Source organism: Agrobacterium sp. 22094, from assembly GCF_052046015.1.
GTDB classification, from domain to species: Bacteria; Pseudomonadota; Alphaproteobacteria; order Rhizobiales; family Rhizobiaceae; genus Agrobacterium; species Agrobacterium cavarae.
The window spans coordinates 147,514-164,086 of record NZ_JBQEPX010000006.1; the positions used below are offsets into that span (position 1 = coordinate 147,514).

The window sequence follows — 16,573 nt, forward strand, 5'->3', positions numbered from 1 at the left end:
AACCTCAGCTCGCCTCGGAATAGTAGGACGTATATCGCGACATATAATACGCCTCCGAGCCATGCGTCTCGTAGAGTTTCATTTTCTTCGTATCAACCTTGTTCAATATGGCGCCAACGCATTTTGAACGGATCTCTTCGTCTCTGCCCAAGGTCGTCGAAACAATCCGTCGAGAAATCCTGCCCCATTCGATGACAAACACAAAGTCATCGATGAGCGGTTCAATACCACGTGCATCAACAACGGGCGCCAAAGGTGGCAAGTCAAGAATGACATAGTCAAACTTAGAACGAGCGAGATCCAGAACGTTACGCATCATTCGCGAAGACAGTAGTTCGGATGAGTTCGGTACTCGGTGCCGAACAACAGCAGGCACAAACGAAAGACCAGTTTTTTCGCTTTGAAGGATGACGTCCTGAAGCCGTGCACCGGAAATCAATACCTCCAAAAGCCCGACCTCAGCATGCGATCCAGCGGCTTTCGTTGCTCCTGGATTCCGGAAATCGCAGTCGATCAGCAGCACCCGGGAACCTTGAGACGCCGCCAATTCAGCGAGATTGAGCGCGACGGTGGACTTCCCTTCTCCTGGGAGGGTCGATGCGATTCCGACGACACGGCCACCTTCACCGGCCTTTCGCATGTCAATCGACATTTTGGCACTGCGAAGTGTCTCGGCAAACACCGAGAGAGGGTGATCGATGGCGTAACTGGCAAGTGTCCCAGTCTTCTGCAGATTTCGTTTCTTTGTATTATCGATAACCGTCAAGCCGAGAGGCTTGTCTTCGAGCCGCGGAAGGGAGCCCAAATACTCCAGATTAACTTCGTCCCGAATTTGCTCTCCCGTCCGGAAAAAACGGTCGCGCATTTCACGGATGCCAGCAAATCCAGACCCAAGCGCAGCACCAAAGATGCCAAAAAGTGCAATGACCATCAACTTTCGTGGATAGCTGGGGCGTTGCGGCTTAACCGGGCGGGTTATGATACGCGCTTCTGTTATGGGGAATGACTGTTGCTGGATCGCTTCTTGGTATCGCTGAAGGAATGTCTGATAGAGATTTCTATATGTTTCCGCTGAACGTTCCAATTCACGCAGCTGTACGCTGCTCTGCCCCGCCGATGCACTTTCAGTCTTGGCACTAGTGACGCTATCGGCAAGTGACTTCTCACGAGAACGAGCCACATCGAGCTCGTTTTTATAGCTTTCCGAAATACGGTTTAGCTCTTCGAACATCAGGCGGCGGTACTCTGCCATCTCTTCGCGAAGGCGAACCGCACGAATATGGTTCGGACCCAGCCGCGAAGAGATATCAGCTTCGAGCTTAGACGCTGCAAGATACTTTTGGCGGAGTTCGTTGGACACCGAGCTTTCAAGCACCTCGGGTACGATAGCATCGGACTGACCAGACTTCAGTATTTCCTGGATATGATTATATTTCGCTTGGGCTTTCGAAGTATCCGCTTGCGCAACAATCATAGCACTATTCAATTGTGCAAGCTGCTGATCAGCGAGAAGGCCGTTCCCTGTCGCCAAAAGGTTGTTTTCAGCACGGTATTTCTGAACCGCCAGATCGCTTTCCAGAGCCTTTTGCTTGAGTTCGTCGATGCGCGTTTGCAACCATTCACTGGCGCGACGCGTCGCCTCATACTTGGCCTCGAGCTTGTCGTTGATGTAGATGTCGGCAATCGCATTCGCCACCGTCGCGGACATCTCCCGGTTCGGTGAGGTGAAGCTGACGTCCAAGACGTAAGACTTTCCCACGCGCGCAATGGTCATATTGCTCTGCAGGACGTTTAATGCATCGCGGCTGGCCTCTTCTTCGTCAGTCTGCGCCAGGTCGGAACTCACAAACAGAGAGGGCAAGTCCAGGAGCACGTTGAACGCACGCTTCAGCGTGTCGACCGCGCCTCCCGAAGAGGCCATGAACTCGCCATTTGTCGAAAGCGACAACTTATTGACGACGGCCAAGCCGATCGTGTCAGATTTCAAAATCTCGATTTGGCTCAAGATAGTCGCATCATCATCTGCCGCGGCCTGGTCCATCGAAAGCCTCGTCACGAGACCTTCCGGCGAACCGCCGATGAGCACACTGGCTGTAGCAGTATAACGAGGAACCGCAGTAATGACATAGGCGCAGCCCAGTAGCATGGAAATCAGCGTGATACCCGCTACCACTCTCCATTGCCGCCGAATGATCGCGAATGCGCGATCAAGGTCAATTGAACTGACAAGCGGCCCGTTGTCCTCCCATACAAATTGCGAGCCCGATTTACTATTGGGTGACTGCACAGGATACTCCAAGTGGCGACAGATGGCAGCCCGCTGCTTAGAAGGGGCTAGTGCCGTTAACTTCGTTTGTAATGTTTGTGATGTTGGTCACGAGCCTGCGGGACCGCGAACCGGTCGTGAAGTCCCCAGCCGTCTGCGCAGTTGAGCTGTCTCCTCCGAGACCGCCTGAACTGTCGCCTGCAGCGCCGCCTCCAACACCGGCTGCTGCGCCCCCAGCACCCCCGCCAGCGCCGGCGCCAAGTGCCGCTGTCTGCACTTCATTCAAAGCAGAAAGGAATGCCGTCGTGACCTCAGGCGAATTTGCAGCAGCAACCTTTTCTTGAATTGTCTGAGCGTATTCAGGAGTCGAAGCCGCACAGGCGCGCGCAACCCGCGCCAACCCTGTACCCAATGCCGCCTTCTGTGTCGCATTGAACTGCGGCACAAGACCAATCATCGGGTCGAGCACGTCGGCACTAGAGCCCGCGAGAGCGCGCACGCGACTTACCATTTCGAAACCGCCGCTAGGATAGACGGTGACCATCTCCGCTGGCGCACCCAAAAAAGCGCCGATCACGTCGTCGCCTGCCTTAGCTGGAGCGATAAAACAGCCAGCCGCATGAGATTGCGCGAATACTTGACCCGGCGCAATAATTGCCAATGCCAATAAAACCGAACCTACCGTTAATCTACTCATACTATCTATCACCATCGTGGTTTTTCTGGAAATACAATACGTCCAGAATGTCGCACAAGCAAGCCCAGCAGGCTTTGCTTTAGGATTAAGAGTTAAACGGTTAATTGCGGAAAATTCTCTTGGCAGCGTCACGTCCGTCAACTGCGTCGGTCACAGCACCCGAGGTGTTGGATGTAACCGAATTGAGGACGTTCAGGAACTTGACGACTTCAACAGAGTCCGCATTCGAGATGTAGATAATATCCTTGTCCTGCATCGCGAATTGTTGGACGGCGAAGAACGATCCCGGGTCACGCATGTTTGCGCGGAAGATCACAGGTATATCTTCTCCAACGAAGCGGCTGGTGTCTATGCTAAGCGCTTGCATCGTCTTACGAGAAACCTTCCGATAGAGAAAGACCTGGCCTGGATCGGCACGTGCGTCCAACAGGCCGCCAGCCTTCCCAAGCGCCTCACCCAAAGTAAGTTTCGTTTCTTCGAAATCGAAACGGCCATTCAGGCCCGCAGCACCATATACGGTGTAGGTCCGCCGCTCGCGATTCACGAGGATAGTGTCGCCTGGAGACGCATATATATTCTCAGCTGGCGTTGTTTGCAGCTTGTCGTAAGAAATTGTCCCCGATTTCCCGCGGCGCTGGAGGGTCACATAGGTTTCGATACTCGGCGCACTGATGCCCCCAGCTTCCGAAATCAGGTCAAGAACGCGTTCCCCAGCCGATGTCACCTCAAACTTACCGGCCTTGGCGACATCACCCAGGACTGCAACCTCACTCGATCGGCCGTTGACTGTCGTTATAACGACCTGCGGCTCGATCGCGCGGTTTGAGAGCTTCTCTTCAATTTCCCGCTCGACTTGCTCTTTCGGTCGTCCTGCCGCGACGATTCGTCCGGCATACGGAACCGTAAGTGTTCCACTTCTGTCGATCGATTGAGAAGGCAATGTGATGTAGTTTCCGGGACGGCTACCCGCTTCGGTCGGAATGAACAATCCACCTGCCTGAGCTTCGAAAATGGAGACCTGGACGGTATCACCAATACCGAGAGGTACATCAGGCGGACCGCCGCGCCCGCCACCGAAACTATCACGAATCGACGTCGCGGCCGGCTGCTGGAAACTTGGCAAAATTGTCTTGTTGATATCAACGAGAATGTAGTCGATTCCCACTTTTCGACCTTCAGTCGTCACGCGGACAGACGCCTGCTTTTCAACGGCAGCATCGTCGGGCCCAGATCGAGGTAACGCCGTGCATCCGGACAATGCGGCCGTTGATGCAAATAGTGCTAGCAATAGAAATTTAGCCAAATTCATTCTCGAACAGTGGGATTGTTATTGATCATGAATTACATAGATCAGATTATTGTAAAAGGAGTTAATTATAAGCCTCGGCAATAATCAGAGGGATGTGTCTATGGGGACACAATGATTCTTTCGTTTCGATGAGATGCCTTCGGCAGTTGTATGTATTACATAAATTATACGAAGCTTAGCGAACAAATGGCGGTAGAGACCGGTAATAGGCACCGTACGCTTCGCGGCTTCCGTCATCTTGAAAAGTCCGACGTTACGCCTCGATACCGCTCGAACCGGGCCAGTGTCATCGGGTCCGTTTCTTCATCGAGCGACCGAACTTAGAGCGCCGCGCGTCCTTCTAGACGCATTAAGGACGCGTCTCGCTCTTCAAATCTAAGCCTCGTGCAGGGATGTTTTCGCCACTGGGTATCTACATGCAGTCCCGAAACCCGAAAGCACGGCTGCGCTGATTCGTCAGTGGAGATCGACTATGAGGGTATCCAAGCGTCTCCGTTGCTGCGCTCCACTCGGCACCGGTTCCTCCAAAGGCCGTGGCTTTCCCAAGCGAATACGTTGCAGAATTACCTCGTCGCTTAGGGCGTTTCCGCTCCCTTCTTCAGGACACGAAACATCAATGAGCCAACGAACCGAAAGAAAGTCGGTTCACGAACCATTGCTGAAAGTGACAAGTTTTACATCGGAAAGATCTTCAAGCGTAAATGCCTGACCACCGGCAGCAGACTTCAATTCTAGTTTGGATTTCACGCCCGAGACGACATCCAAACTATCTCCAGTATTGGACTGAACTCCTGCGGTAGAGGTGAGTACGAAATTAACCGGCTCTTTCGATGGCCCTGTGCGCCAGATGGCAACTATGGTCCTACCTTTGGCATCGACCCACGGGTGAACCTGTACATCTGAGGCGTCAGGCGTGAGTGTCACGTTGCTCGGTTTTAGCTCAGAGACATCTGGCAATGCCTCCATAATTCGACGATAGACGTCGAAGGCGGGCTTCTCACGCTTCAAATCGGCAGAGACAAGTCCGAAATTGTGCTCCTGATTGCTCGCATCTGCGCCGTCGTTTTTCAGATCGTACCAAAAGACCGCTTCGGTTGGTATTCCGTCACGTATTTTGAAGTCTAGATGAAGCATCATCAATCGGGCCAAGTATTTGGCCTGTAGATCCTCGCTTCCAATTCCTGCTATACCATTAGGGGCGCTGGAATATCCAAGCTCCGTGAGGTAAATTTTCAAATTTTTCCCTGCAGGGGAAGCGGCCTTCATCTCCTTCCAAAATGCCAGCATTCCTTCGCGGAGACTGCCCTTTTGAGAGCCCCTCTTAAGGTGCGGATCAATTTCTGGAGCTTCCTTGAGATTGTAGGGATGAACGGAAACTCCGTCGGCAAATTCCAGCAAGCCAGCGCTTATAGCCTCCCGAAGCCATTTTCGACCCGGCTCCCAAGAAAGGCTCGATATCGCGCCGACCGTTATAGCGACCTGCGGGTTCTGTTGTTTTATCTTTCCCGCAATTCCACGGTAGAGCTCGACATAGTCAGCGGCACTGTCAGGCCAAAACGAACGTAAATTTGGCTCGTTATGAAGTTGTACGACTTTGATCGACTTATGCCTCGACACAAGTTCTGCAATCCAATTGCCGAAGTCGTCATTGATTTTATCGGAATTCTTCGCCCGAGGGGCAGCAGCCATCACTGTCAGCAGAACCTTGGTTCCGGCCTCGTCGTAGTTTGACAACCACTTGTCTATCAGTTTCCGTCGTTCGGATATTCTGTACTTATCGGCATTGTTCGCTGTGCCGTCATCGACGAGAGCTCGGCTCTTTGCCGTCAATGCATAGATTTGCTCGGTAACCCAAGGATTTCCCAGTCTAGCTTGAAGTGGGGCGGTCCGGGTTAGCGACCAACTGTCATCTTTATCTGTGTAGATTTGCCTGGTGTGTAAGAAATGGCTCACGACACCGAAAAACTCCGAACCCGCTTTCCCACCGTCTGAACTCTGTGCCCAGCTGGAATATCCGAGCCCTAGAGCAAACGCGACTGCGAACAACTTTCTCATGTAACGTTTCCTCTTTTCAGCCGGGCTAGGGCTAGACGTAGAAGTTTATGCGAACCGAAGGCATTTGAGGCGAGAAGTATGCCGCCGTAGACGAAGGCACCTAAGGCGACCGATGCCGCGAAGTCGACTATTGCGTTATCAAAACGAACTAGCTGGATCGAAGCATACATGGTGATTGCCGCGACCGTGATTCGAATGAGGCTTGGCAAATCCGAAGAGAAATGGAACAAGCGCCGAGCAACGATGATTGACGAGATCGATCCCGCTAAGACCCCGAAACAGAGAGCTTTCGAAAATAGAAGTGCTGACGGATTTTCTAATGAAGTAAGCGCAAAAACGGACGCAATCGTAACCGCGGCCGTAACGAGCGGCCCTACCAGTCCAGTATACGGTCTACCAAGAACGATAAATATACTGTCGAGTGCGAAAGCTCGAAATCCGAGCAACCCAGCCGCAACCATGCACCACGCGATGTTTGGAAGAAAAACATCGCGGTAGGCATCGGGAATGAAGATGAAAGTAAATCCGTCTTGTACCGCGATGAACCCAACTACGGCCGGCAAGATTGTAGCTACCACCACTGAAAGCTGCATGCCGATGCGCTGCCTGACAACCTCATGCTCCCCAAACTCGCGCGCACGGAAAGTGGCTTGCAGAGTTAGAATGTTGATACTGACGCCGATTACCCCGACTATTTTCTGTGAAATATCCATCGCGAGCATGAGTTTTCCGCTGTCCGAAAGTGTGATGAACTCTGCAGCAAGAAGACGCACAAGCGGAGATAGCAGCGTGTTGGCGATCGCAGCCATTGCAACCCCGACCCCGAAACCAAGTAAGAACCTGAGAGTTTTCCAATCCGTAGGCTGCGGGACCGATTTTCCTGCAAGCGATCGGGTAAAAAACAGGACCACCACGTAGGACGCCGCCCATCCGCACATCACGAAAAAAGCGTCGTTGGATAAATACCCTATCGCGCATAAAAGAGAGAACCCCAGAAGAGCTCTGGAGACAAGGCTTACAGCATAATTCCGGTCCAGAAAGTCTGCTCGAAAAAACGCCTGGCGAGCTTCAAACATAGCTTGGGATACCGCGAAGAGGCACGCCATACTAAAAACAAGCGCATACCAGTTACTGCTAAAACTGTAGGCAACAATGCTGATCACGAGCAGAACTATGCTGGTAACGATATTGGCGCGCTTCAATACTGACCTACGACGGCTCATCTCCTCGGGATCAACGGCAACGCTGTATCGCATTATCGTAATGCGATTCCATTCGTAGAGGACAGCGATGAGGAAAAGGCCTGAAGATGAGGCGAGGCTGAAGAGAGCAAACTGGCTGGGGTCGATGATCTTGGGAAGAACAACGATACCCACCATATTGAGGAAATTCGCCAGCAGAAGTGCCAGTGGAAGGAGTATCGCGGTTTTGCGTCGTGCGGCCATCTTCATTCTCTGCTAGGCGATCGGCACAGGATCTCGACGCGATCCCTCCGTCACACTGAAGGTCGCCCGCCTCTGGGCTCTAGAGGCGGGCCTAACGAAAGGCACGCCCGCGATAAAGAAGGAGAAATAGCCGTAGGTCCCGAGGTAGCCGACGTTCCATATAGACAGCAAGCACACAAAAATTGATGCTGGATTTCCTGACCGCCATGTTCTCAAGATCGAAATCATTAAGGTGAAAATCCAAAGCCCTAAATACACGTAGCCTAAGGTCCCGTATCGAAGATAAAATAGAACCCAACCATAATGTGCATTAGAATAGTCCAGTTTCCATTCCCACGTATATTTCACATCGTACGACGCGCCATGACCTGCGCCGAAAATCCTGCCGGTTGGTCCAAGCGCGGCAATTTTGTCTCCTACTGCGTCGGACTCTGCTTCACGTTCGCCGATCGAGCCAGTACGGGCTGACAGATCGACGTCCTCAAGGCCCGCAAGTCGACGAGAGAGGGCACTATCCTCCGGGAGGGCGGCTAAAGCGACGGCGGCCACCATAACTGATGCCATCGACAAGTAGGTGATTTTGAAAGGCATCTGCCCAACCTTTCTCGCGAAAAGGATGAGCACTGCGGCGGCCACAAATACAAGTGTTGTTCTATTCCAGCCCTGAACGGTCGCAGCGAGCATCAGCAATCCAACCGTCCCTCGCAATATCGCTCTGCCCGACAGCGAGCGCATCAAGTAGATCTCGGTGAATATCAGTGACACGGAGATCGCAGTTGCAGTCGAGCCTCCCAGGGAAATGACGGAAGAGGGATTTACAACCAGAGCAACGGCAGAAAGAGCGACCATTACGACCGCATATACGCGGTTCACGAAGAAGATGCGGTCAAATGCAGTATCCGCAATCTTGCGTGGGTCTGAGAGAATGACAACGTTGGCAAAGACTACAAAGACGTTTACCGTATCGATCACCATGCGAGAGATAGAGTTTCCCCACCATAGCCCAATAACTATGCCGTGAAACATCATAACTATTAGCATGATGCATATAGGACTAACCTGCGCCAAGGCAGGCCTAAACGTTTTGTAGCGAAAGGCTATTATCAAGTACTCTAGCGCTACAAGTCCGTAAAACACGAATTGCTTCGGCTGATTTACAGTAATTGCAGGGACTTTCAGAATAATCTCATACACAATCTTTGCCATCAGATCTGGCAGAAGAAAGTAATAAATTAATCGCTCAAAAAACGTAGGCCAACGATAGACAAGCTTCATTCAACTCTCCGGGTATTTGAGCTGTTGCATGAAGATCTATTATTGTCAATTTGAGAGTCAAACAAGCAAACCAATTGATTGAGAATGGCCGGCTTGAGCCGGCCATTCTCAGTTTCTCAATTATACGGGCGTCGTCCAATCGATACCGATGAACTTGATATCGCCACCGGCAAAGTGGAACGTTACCGAGTCGCCATTGGTATCATACGTCGCAGAGCCGGAATTGACGAGAGCATGCAGATCATCGACAGAGCTGACCGTAGCTACTGCCTGTCCAGCTACATACCCGTCGTAAAGATTGATCTTGTCGCCAGCGGAGAAGTCGGCGATTGTGTCTTTACCGTCGCCGAACTTGAAGTTGAACGTGTCGTTGCCGCTGCCGCCGGTCAGGATATCGTTACCGGTTCCCCCGGAGATTTCATCGTTGCCGGCACCGCCGAAGATCATGTCGTCGCCACCCTGGCCGCCGAGAATGTCATTCCCTGCACCGCCCACGATGAGATCATGATCTGCTCCGCCGCTAATCTTCGTTCCACCGGCGCCTGCAAAAACCGTATCGTCGCCGTTACCGGCATTGATCAGGTTGCCGTTCTGGCCGCCGAAGATTGTGTTATCCGCGGAATTGCCGTTGATATGAGCACCGGCAGCCGACTGGTCGCCGAAGCCTTGCAACGTCAGGGTGTCACCATTCGGGCCGTACTTGATGACGAGATCGCTTCCCTTCACCTCAGACGAAACATCGGTGCGGCCGAGGAATGCCATCAGGTCAGACTGCGAAGAAATCGTCAGCTGCTTGTTTCCCATCTCGGTCAAGGTGCCGACGGCAAATGTGATGACATCGCCTTCACCAAAATTCAAATCGGTGATGCGATCGTTACCGGCATTTGCTTCAAAGAAGAACTTGTCGGCACCGTTGCCACCTGAAAGGATGTCGTTTCCGACTCCGCCAAACAGTACATCGTTTCCTTCTCCGCCGAGAAGGATATCGTCGCCTACGCCACCATTAAGCGTGTCATTGCCAGCGCCGCCGTAGAGAAGGTCGTCCCCGGCGTCCCCACGCAGGGTGTCATTGCCAGTGCCGCCGAAAACGATGTCGTTGCCGTCGCCGGCCTGCGCAATTCCAGCACCACTCATGAACAGGAGATCATCTTTGCTGGAGCCATTGATGTTCCCCTGGCCGTCCGCCGCGATCTTCGTGACGTCAATATCAGCTATGGTCGAAACCATGTCGCAATCCTCTCTTTTAAGTTAACTAGCTCTCTATTTTTAATTAGCGAACACGTCTAAATTAACTGTTCTGAAACTATTTAACTTTTCATTAACCTATGGTCAACTAGTAATCGCAGAAGACTTACTTTATAATTAACGCTCAAATCGCCCAGTGCGGAGTTTCCGCTCTCGAAAAAAAGGTAAAATTGAATATTTTTGAGAATGTTAGCAATATTCCCTGCCATCATGACTTTTCTTAAAGATTCAAGGGATTCTGCGATCTAATTTTGCACGGCGGTTTAATTGATTTAACTTAAAATTGCATAATCCAGTGAGTCCGGCGAAACAGCCTTGCATGTTAGCCCGCGCCGCTTTATTTGTTTTTTGCGCTGCACTCTCGGGATTAACAATATCGAAATGGCGCAGATTTCTCTTCGCCCCGAACAATTCGCCTGCCGGAAGGATACTAACTTGAAAGTCGCGATCGTACATGACTGGCTCTACGTCATGGGTGGGGCAGAAAAGGTATTGGCGGAGCTATTCGAGATTTTCCCTCAGGCAGAGCTGTTCACCCTCATCGATTTTCTGCCGGAGGCGGACAGGGGCTTCTTGGAGGCAAAGAAGATACATACGAGCTTCCTTCAGAAGATGCCCATGGTGCGGACCAAACACCGGCAGTACATTGGAATTATGCCCCTTGCTATTGAGCAGTTCGATTTTTCTGCTTTTGACCTCGTGATCTCATCTTCGAGTTCAGTTGCCAAAGGGATAATAACTGGGCCGCAACAGATCCACATCTCTTATGTCCACTCGCCGATGCGGTATGCTTGGGACCAGCAAGCGGTTTACCTCAAGGAAGCTCGGATGGAGAGAGGCATCAAATCGGGGATTGCTCGCATACTACTTCATTATTTACGGATGTGGGACATAAGAACCGCCCACGGACCCGACCTAATGATTGCCAATTCAGCGTTCGTAGCTCGACGAATTAAGAAGACCTATGGCCTCGAAGCAAAGGTCGTCAATCCTCCGGTAGATCTTCGTTTTTTCAAACCCCATTATGAAAAGCAGGATTATTATATTACGGCATCCCGAATGGTGCCTTACAAGAAGATTCCTTTGATCATCGAAGCTTTCGCCCAGATGCCAGATAAGCACCTTGTCGTTATTGGCGAGGGTCCGGATTATGAGAAGGCTCGTAAGGCCGCGAGCGGCAATGTCACGCTGATGGGATACCAAACCAGCGACGTGCTGCGATCGAAGATAGCTCAGGCGAAAGCGTTTGTTTTTGCGGCCGAGGAAGACTTCGGAATTGTCCCCGTAGAAGCTCAAGCTTGCGGCACGCCAGTCATAGCTTTCTCGAAAGGCGGCACTTTCGAAACTGTGAGAGGCTTGGATAAGGCTTCTCCCACTGGAGTCCACTTTCACGAACAGACAGTCGATGCAATCATTGCCGCGGTAAAGCAGTTCGAAAATCATCGATCGGAAATTACGGTCGAGAATTGCGTCAAGAATGCAGAGAATTTTTCCGCTCAACGTTTTAGAAGCGGCATTACCACCCTCGTTGCGGATTATTTCCCGAATTTAGGCTTGCCAGATGCAGAAGATCAAAGCGCTCTATCTTTCGCCAGTTCCAGATTTTAAGGGGGGCGCCGAACGGTCTCTTTTCGATCTTCTAGCAAACCCGAATATCGACCCGGTTTTGGCTGTCCCTGAAGAGGGGGAGTTGGCCGTGCGAGCGCGGGCCATGAGTATTCCGGTTGAGGTCATCGACTTTGGCTCTGTTCATCACGTACGTCGGCCATTTAAAGTATGGCACGGACTTAAGGCGCTTTCCGACGCTTGGCGTGCTTCGAGAGATCTGCGGTCCACCGCCTTGCGTCACAACATTGATATCGTTCACACGAATGGCCTCAAGGCTCACTCGATCGCCCTGCTGACGAAATTTGGCAAGTCGCCAAAGCTTGTCATGCACTTTCGGGACATCGCCTATACGGCGCAAGAAAAGGCCGTATGGCGACTTCTCACCAAACTTGCGTCGAGGGCGGTTTTTGTTTCTCGGGCTTGCTATCCAGACGAGAAGCTTCCCAGCAATGGAAGAGTTATATTTAACGGCATCGACCCGCGTCCGCAAATTGCGTTATCTCCCGGTACGCCGGTGAGGGTTGGTTTCATCGGCCGCATTCATCCTCATAAGGGGCTCCACACACTTCTTAACTGGGTGAAGCAATCAAATTCTGAGGGATTAGAGACGCATCTGTTTGTCCGTGGAAAGTTCGCTGCTGAGTCTCCTGAGTACGAGGCGGAAATCAAGTCGCAGGTCGCTGCTTTGGATTTGACACGGAATGTCACATTCGAGGGATTTTTCACTGATCCAGAGGCTGTCTATCAGAATTTGGACGTCATTTGCGCGCCTGCCCAGGCAGCGGAACCACTGGCCAGAACGATTTTAGAGCCTATGTCGATGGGGCTTCCAGTGATCGCGACACCAACGGGCGGCACAACGGAAATGGTGCTTGATGGCGTCACTGGCTTCATAGCGACAGACGCAGAGGGTTTCAAAAGCGCGATACGAACGATTATCTCTGACGAGGCCAGGATTAGTTCGATGATGACCGCCGGTCGCGACCATATCAATAAGAACTTTAGTAAACACAAACTCCACACAACGGTGCATCATCTCTATCGCGAGCTTCTCGATGGCCAACATGCCTCGGCCACCGAAGTGGTTAAGTCGCCACTTTAAATTGGCCTCTCTCCTGTCGGCGGCTTACACCGCCATCATCCTGTTAGGGATAGTCGCTTTCGGCTCCGCGCGTCCTTTCGCCCTTTCAACCGCATGCTGCGCGATATCGATATTGCTCATTCTTGCCGTTTGTCTGCGAGGAATCCCGAGCCGGAGTACTAGCCCCGTCATCGTAGCATCAAGCTATCTCTGTATTGCAATCGCATGGATTCTCATCCAAGCGGGACTACTAAATTTTGGCATACCTGGAAGCTCTGGGACGATCTCCGTCCAACCAAGCGATTCAATTTTCGCCGTACAATTCTTAGCGTATCCGGTCTTGATCTATTTGACGGGTGTCGTCGTTTTACAAACAGAGACTGATGCAAGAGAATTCAACGTCATGCTGACGTTAGGTTGCAGCGCTCTTGTCATGGTGTCGTTTGTTCAGTTCCTTTTGAGCCCAGGATACGTTCTGACAGTCGAAAAACAGGCTTATATCGACAGTTTCACAGCAACATTGATCAATCGAAATAGTGCTGGTACTCTTGTCGGGCTTACGATCATACTTGTTGTGCGGCAGCTTTGGTCTGCGTGCCGTGACTTTCGCAGCCGCGATATTTTCGCTGGTGTGCTGTTTATGCCAAAATCTACCGACCGCTCAATGACTAAGATCTATTTTTACATGATCTTGTTTTGCGCACTAACTGTAGCGTTATTTCTGACAAAATCGCGAGGCGCCATCGCGTCGACTATCTTCGCTGCACTACTGCTGGCATCTCTGCTCGTGTGGCTTAGATTAAAGCAGAGATATGCCGGAGTAAAATTGGCGCGCCATATTGCCGGCTCGATCGTAGTTATTGCTGTTCTTTCAGTGGGAGCTACCGTCTTGATTGGCGAGCGTGTCGTATTTCGGGCGACGGCTATTGGATCGAGCGAGCCCCGCATGTGCGCATTGCCGGGGATGTTCCGCGCGCTCGACGCAAACATGATACTGGGAAGCGGAGCTGGAACATTCAGGGATGTCTTTGCGCCTTACCGCGATCCTAGATGCGGATTGCAAGGAATTTGGGAAAAAGCGCATAATACCTACTTACAGTCCTGGATTGAACTTGGCGTAATGGGACCGGTATTAATTGTTGCGACAATTGGTTGGATCTCGTTCCTTCTCATATCATCGCTTAAAGCAGCCCCGCGGCAACGTTCCTATGTTGCGATGGGCATCAGTTCGCTAGCTCTCGTCGCCATACATGCTTTCGTCGATTTCTCGCTCGAGATTCCGGGGATATCAGGGTTATTCGCAGCAATTATTGCGATATCGACCTCAATTGCTAAAAAGAATCTTCAGTGCGGGCGTAACGACGGATCAGACTTCGTCGCTACGTAGATCGTTTCACCACGCACCAAACTATATTTGGAAACATCAGGTTCTTGAGCAATATATTCATCGATCTCGAAGCCGACCCGCTGGAGACTATCCTTGAAATCAGCGCCGTAGTATCTGAGGTGGTCAGATTGACCGAACAGTAAATCTCTCGTTTTTGCATCACTTGCGCCAATATCAACCAGTGAACTCTTCCACTTGGTGACGACTGGCGTGGTTAAGAGCACTCGTCCAGAGGGCCGCACTACGCGATGAAGCTCTCGCATCGCAGCAGAGTCGTCTACAACGTGTTCCAGGATCTGATGGCAGATCACGGTATCAAACGTGTTATCGGGATATTGGATTTTTTGGATATCGACCTGTGTTTCCTCACGAGTCGGGACCGCATCAGCCATGACATAGCGAGAGGCTCGCGACTTGTATTCAGGGACAAAGCAGCGCTCCGCACCAAAATGCAGGATTTCCGCCCCATCAATCCAATCAGGGTGCTTTTTGGTCAACAGATGATGCTGCCTGTGGCGCTCAACCGAACTGCATTGCGAGCACGCAGCGTCGAAACGGAGTGGCACTCCTACCGCGTAAAAGAAGCCCTTGTATCCACAAATAGGACACTCGCGCTTGTGGCGGCCGTTAAACTCGCGGAGAACCTGGAACATCCTGCGATAGCGCGCAAGGCGGTTAGCGATAGAGACAGGAATATATCTTCGCAATTCATAAGCGAGCTTTCGGTTCATAGTCCCCAGCCAAAATTTTCACCCCTAGTTCACAAGTTGTTGAACTGATCGATGATTCGCGCAAGAACTATTGGAGTTGAAACCCACAAGTCTCTAATATTTGTCGATTACTGTTGCCAGCATAAGTCGATTGTTGACGGAACCCGCGCCGGCGCATCCAGAACACGCACCAATAGGGTTGTGATTCTAGGAAGTGCAATCAGAGACTTACGCAGCAATAAATTGCTATCCAGACACCCATGTAGAAAATCCGTAGTCAGCGAGGCAATTCTCGCAGCTTAATGGGCGTGTCTATCCGCGCTGCTGCACAGATCCCAGTTACTCGGGCTTCGTCACATGTAGAGTTGTGATCTCATTGGGCTGGATGGGAAGAGATATCGATCGCATCCTTTTCTCGCTGCAGATCCCTAATTAGCCTAGCAGGCACGCCGCCGACCATTGTGTCCGGCGCAACGTCTTTGGTGACTACTGCCCCGGCAGCAACGATTGCTCCTCGGCCAATCTTGCAGCCGCCAAGTAAGACAGCATTGGCACCGATCCAGGCACCATCCCCGACAACAATCGGAGCGGGCTTGACGTTGCCACATCGAGTGCTGCTGTCGCCTATCTCATGGTTGGCAGTGACAAAGCTGACACCTGGCCCAACCTTGACGTTAGCGCCAATTGTGACCTCTGCCGAGAGATCGATGTAGCAACGTTGGTTAAGATAGACGTTGTCGCCGAGCGTCAGCTTTCCACTGTTAATATAAACGAAGGGTAAGATAGCGACATTCTTCCCAAACCTCCGTCCGCCGCTCAGCTTGTAGAAGTATGCTCGAGCCCGGTTACTCACCGGATCAGGAGGTAGGAGGCAACTCACATAGTAGAGACCATGCACGATCGCTTTATTCAGCGTTTTCTTAATCACGAAACTTCCCCAACAAGCAGCGTCGCGCTCAGAAACCACTTTGCCAAAGAGATTACAATCCCACTGCGGTCGAAACTAGCTATTGCAGCTGCTCAGCCGCCCCTGAACGCCTTCAACGAAAGCTCAAATCGGTAATTGCTAGATGTACTCCTGAATGAAAAGCTTGTCTCATCACTGCCCCCCGCTTGATCAACGCTCTCAAACTGGCGTAGCGATTACAACGATAATCAACAATATTGGACTTGGTCGCTGACATCCTTCAAGTTCGCTGAGCTGTCAATCAGATACGTGATGCGAGTTCAAGTCGCCGGACGGCTTGGCGCCGCAACCCACGGCTAACACCCTAAAGACAGCAACTAAAAACCGCCGGAGCGAACTCAAAACAAGATTGAACTTCTGGGCACTGTTACATCAAACCGCCCACGGTTTTTCGTGATAGCGTCGCGCCAGGCCCAAAACGCAAGAAAGCCCTCCTTTCGGGAGGGCTTGATACATTGAAATTTTTAAAATTTTTTGGTTGCGGGGGCAGGATTTGAACCTGCGGCCTTCAGGTTATGAGCCTGACGA

The 16,573-nt window shown here is 51.5% G+C and carries 12 protein-coding genes; 3 read left to right on the forward strand and 9 right to left on the reverse strand.

From position 1 onward, the window contains the following. Positions 1 to 4: 4 nt before the first annotated feature. The 7 genes from ACTJK5_RS21245 to ACTJK5_RS21275 all read right to left on the reverse strand — a co-directional run bounded on the left by ACTJK5_RS21245 (position 5) and on the right by ACTJK5_RS21275 (position 10,274). Positions 5 to 2,287, reverse strand: coding sequence for a polysaccharide biosynthesis tyrosine autokinase (locus ACTJK5_RS21245; protein ID WP_245495202.1), 2,283 nt, complete (start codon positions 2,285 to 2,287; stop codon positions 5 to 7). Positions 2,288 to 2,324: 37 nt separating this feature from the next. Continuing rightward, a complete protein-coding gene (locus tag ACTJK5_RS21250) occupies positions 2,325 to 3,104 on the reverse strand; it encodes a hypothetical protein (protein ID WP_156462176.1) in 780 nt (259 codons plus the stop codon). Next, positions 3,064 to 4,272 carry a polysaccharide biosynthesis/export family protein gene (locus ACTJK5_RS21255; protein WP_062597538.1) on the reverse strand — a complete coding sequence of 403 codons (1,209 nt, stop codon included), beginning with the start codon at positions 4,270 to 4,272 and terminating at the stop codon, positions 3,064 to 3,066. Before ACTJK5_RS21255 ends, ACTJK5_RS21250 begins: the two co-directional genes overlap by 41 nt. Before the next feature lie 645 nt (positions 4,273 to 4,917). Continuing rightward, on the reverse strand, positions 4,918 to 6,327 hold the full coding sequence (locus ACTJK5_RS21260) for a hypothetical protein (protein ID WP_440599445.1): 1,410 nt from the start codon (positions 6,325 to 6,327) through the stop codon (positions 4,918 to 4,920). Further along, positions 6,324 to 7,772 carry a hypothetical protein gene (locus ACTJK5_RS21265; protein ID WP_440613164.1) on the reverse strand — a complete coding sequence of 483 codons (1,449 nt, stop codon included), beginning with the start codon at positions 7,770 to 7,772 and terminating at the stop codon, positions 6,324 to 6,326. Before ACTJK5_RS21265 ends, ACTJK5_RS21260 begins: the two co-directional genes overlap by 4 nt. Positions 7,773 to 7,784: 12 nt before the next feature. Next, positions 7,785 to 9,047, reverse strand: coding sequence for a hypothetical protein (locus ACTJK5_RS21270; RefSeq protein WP_440613165.1), 1,263 nt, complete (start codon positions 9,045 to 9,047; stop codon positions 7,785 to 7,787). Between the two features lie 120 nt (positions 9,048 to 9,167). Further along, complete coding sequence (locus ACTJK5_RS21275; protein ID WP_113226914.1) at positions 9,168 to 10,274, reverse strand: calcium-binding protein; 1,107 nt, start codon at positions 10,272 to 10,274, stop codon at positions 9,168 to 9,170. Between the two features lie 453 nt (positions 10,275 to 10,727). Between ACTJK5_RS21275 and ACTJK5_RS21280 the strand changes: the two genes are divergently transcribed. Genes ACTJK5_RS21280 through ACTJK5_RS21290 form a run of 3 tightly spaced genes read left to right on the forward strand, consistent with a single transcriptional unit; the run spans position 10,728 to position 14,368 of the window. Further along, the gene (locus ACTJK5_RS21280; RefSeq protein WP_440599450.1) at positions 10,728 to 11,900 is read left to right on the forward strand and encodes a glycosyltransferase family 4 protein; all 1,173 of its coding nucleotides are present in this window, start codon (positions 10,728 to 10,730) and stop codon (positions 11,898 to 11,900) included. After that, entirely contained in the window at positions 11,854 to 13,002 is a 1,149-nt protein-coding gene (locus tag ACTJK5_RS21285; protein ID WP_440599447.1) for a glycosyltransferase family 4 protein, read from the forward strand. Before ACTJK5_RS21280 ends, ACTJK5_RS21285 begins: the two co-directional genes overlap by 47 nt. Continuing rightward, positions 12,956 to 14,368 carry an O-antigen ligase family protein gene (locus tag ACTJK5_RS21290; protein WP_440599448.1) on the forward strand — a complete coding sequence of 471 codons (1,413 nt, stop codon included), beginning with the start codon at positions 12,956 to 12,958 and terminating at the stop codon, positions 14,366 to 14,368. The genes ACTJK5_RS21285 and ACTJK5_RS21290 overlap by 47 nt, the downstream gene beginning before the upstream one ends. On the opposite strand, the gene ACTJK5_RS21295 is transcribed toward ACTJK5_RS21290, so the two are convergent. Then, a complete protein-coding gene (locus tag ACTJK5_RS21295; protein ID WP_113328072.1) occupies positions 14,326 to 15,099 on the reverse strand; it encodes a class I SAM-dependent methyltransferase in 774 nt (257 codons plus the stop codon). The two genes, ACTJK5_RS21290 and ACTJK5_RS21295, sit on opposite strands and share 43 nt — an antisense overlap. Positions 15,100 to 15,451: 352 nt before the next feature. Next, a complete protein-coding gene (locus tag ACTJK5_RS21300; protein ID WP_440599449.1) occupies positions 15,452 to 16,006 on the reverse strand; it encodes an acyltransferase in 555 nt (184 codons plus the stop codon). Positions 16,007 to 16,573: the final 567 nt, after the last annotated feature.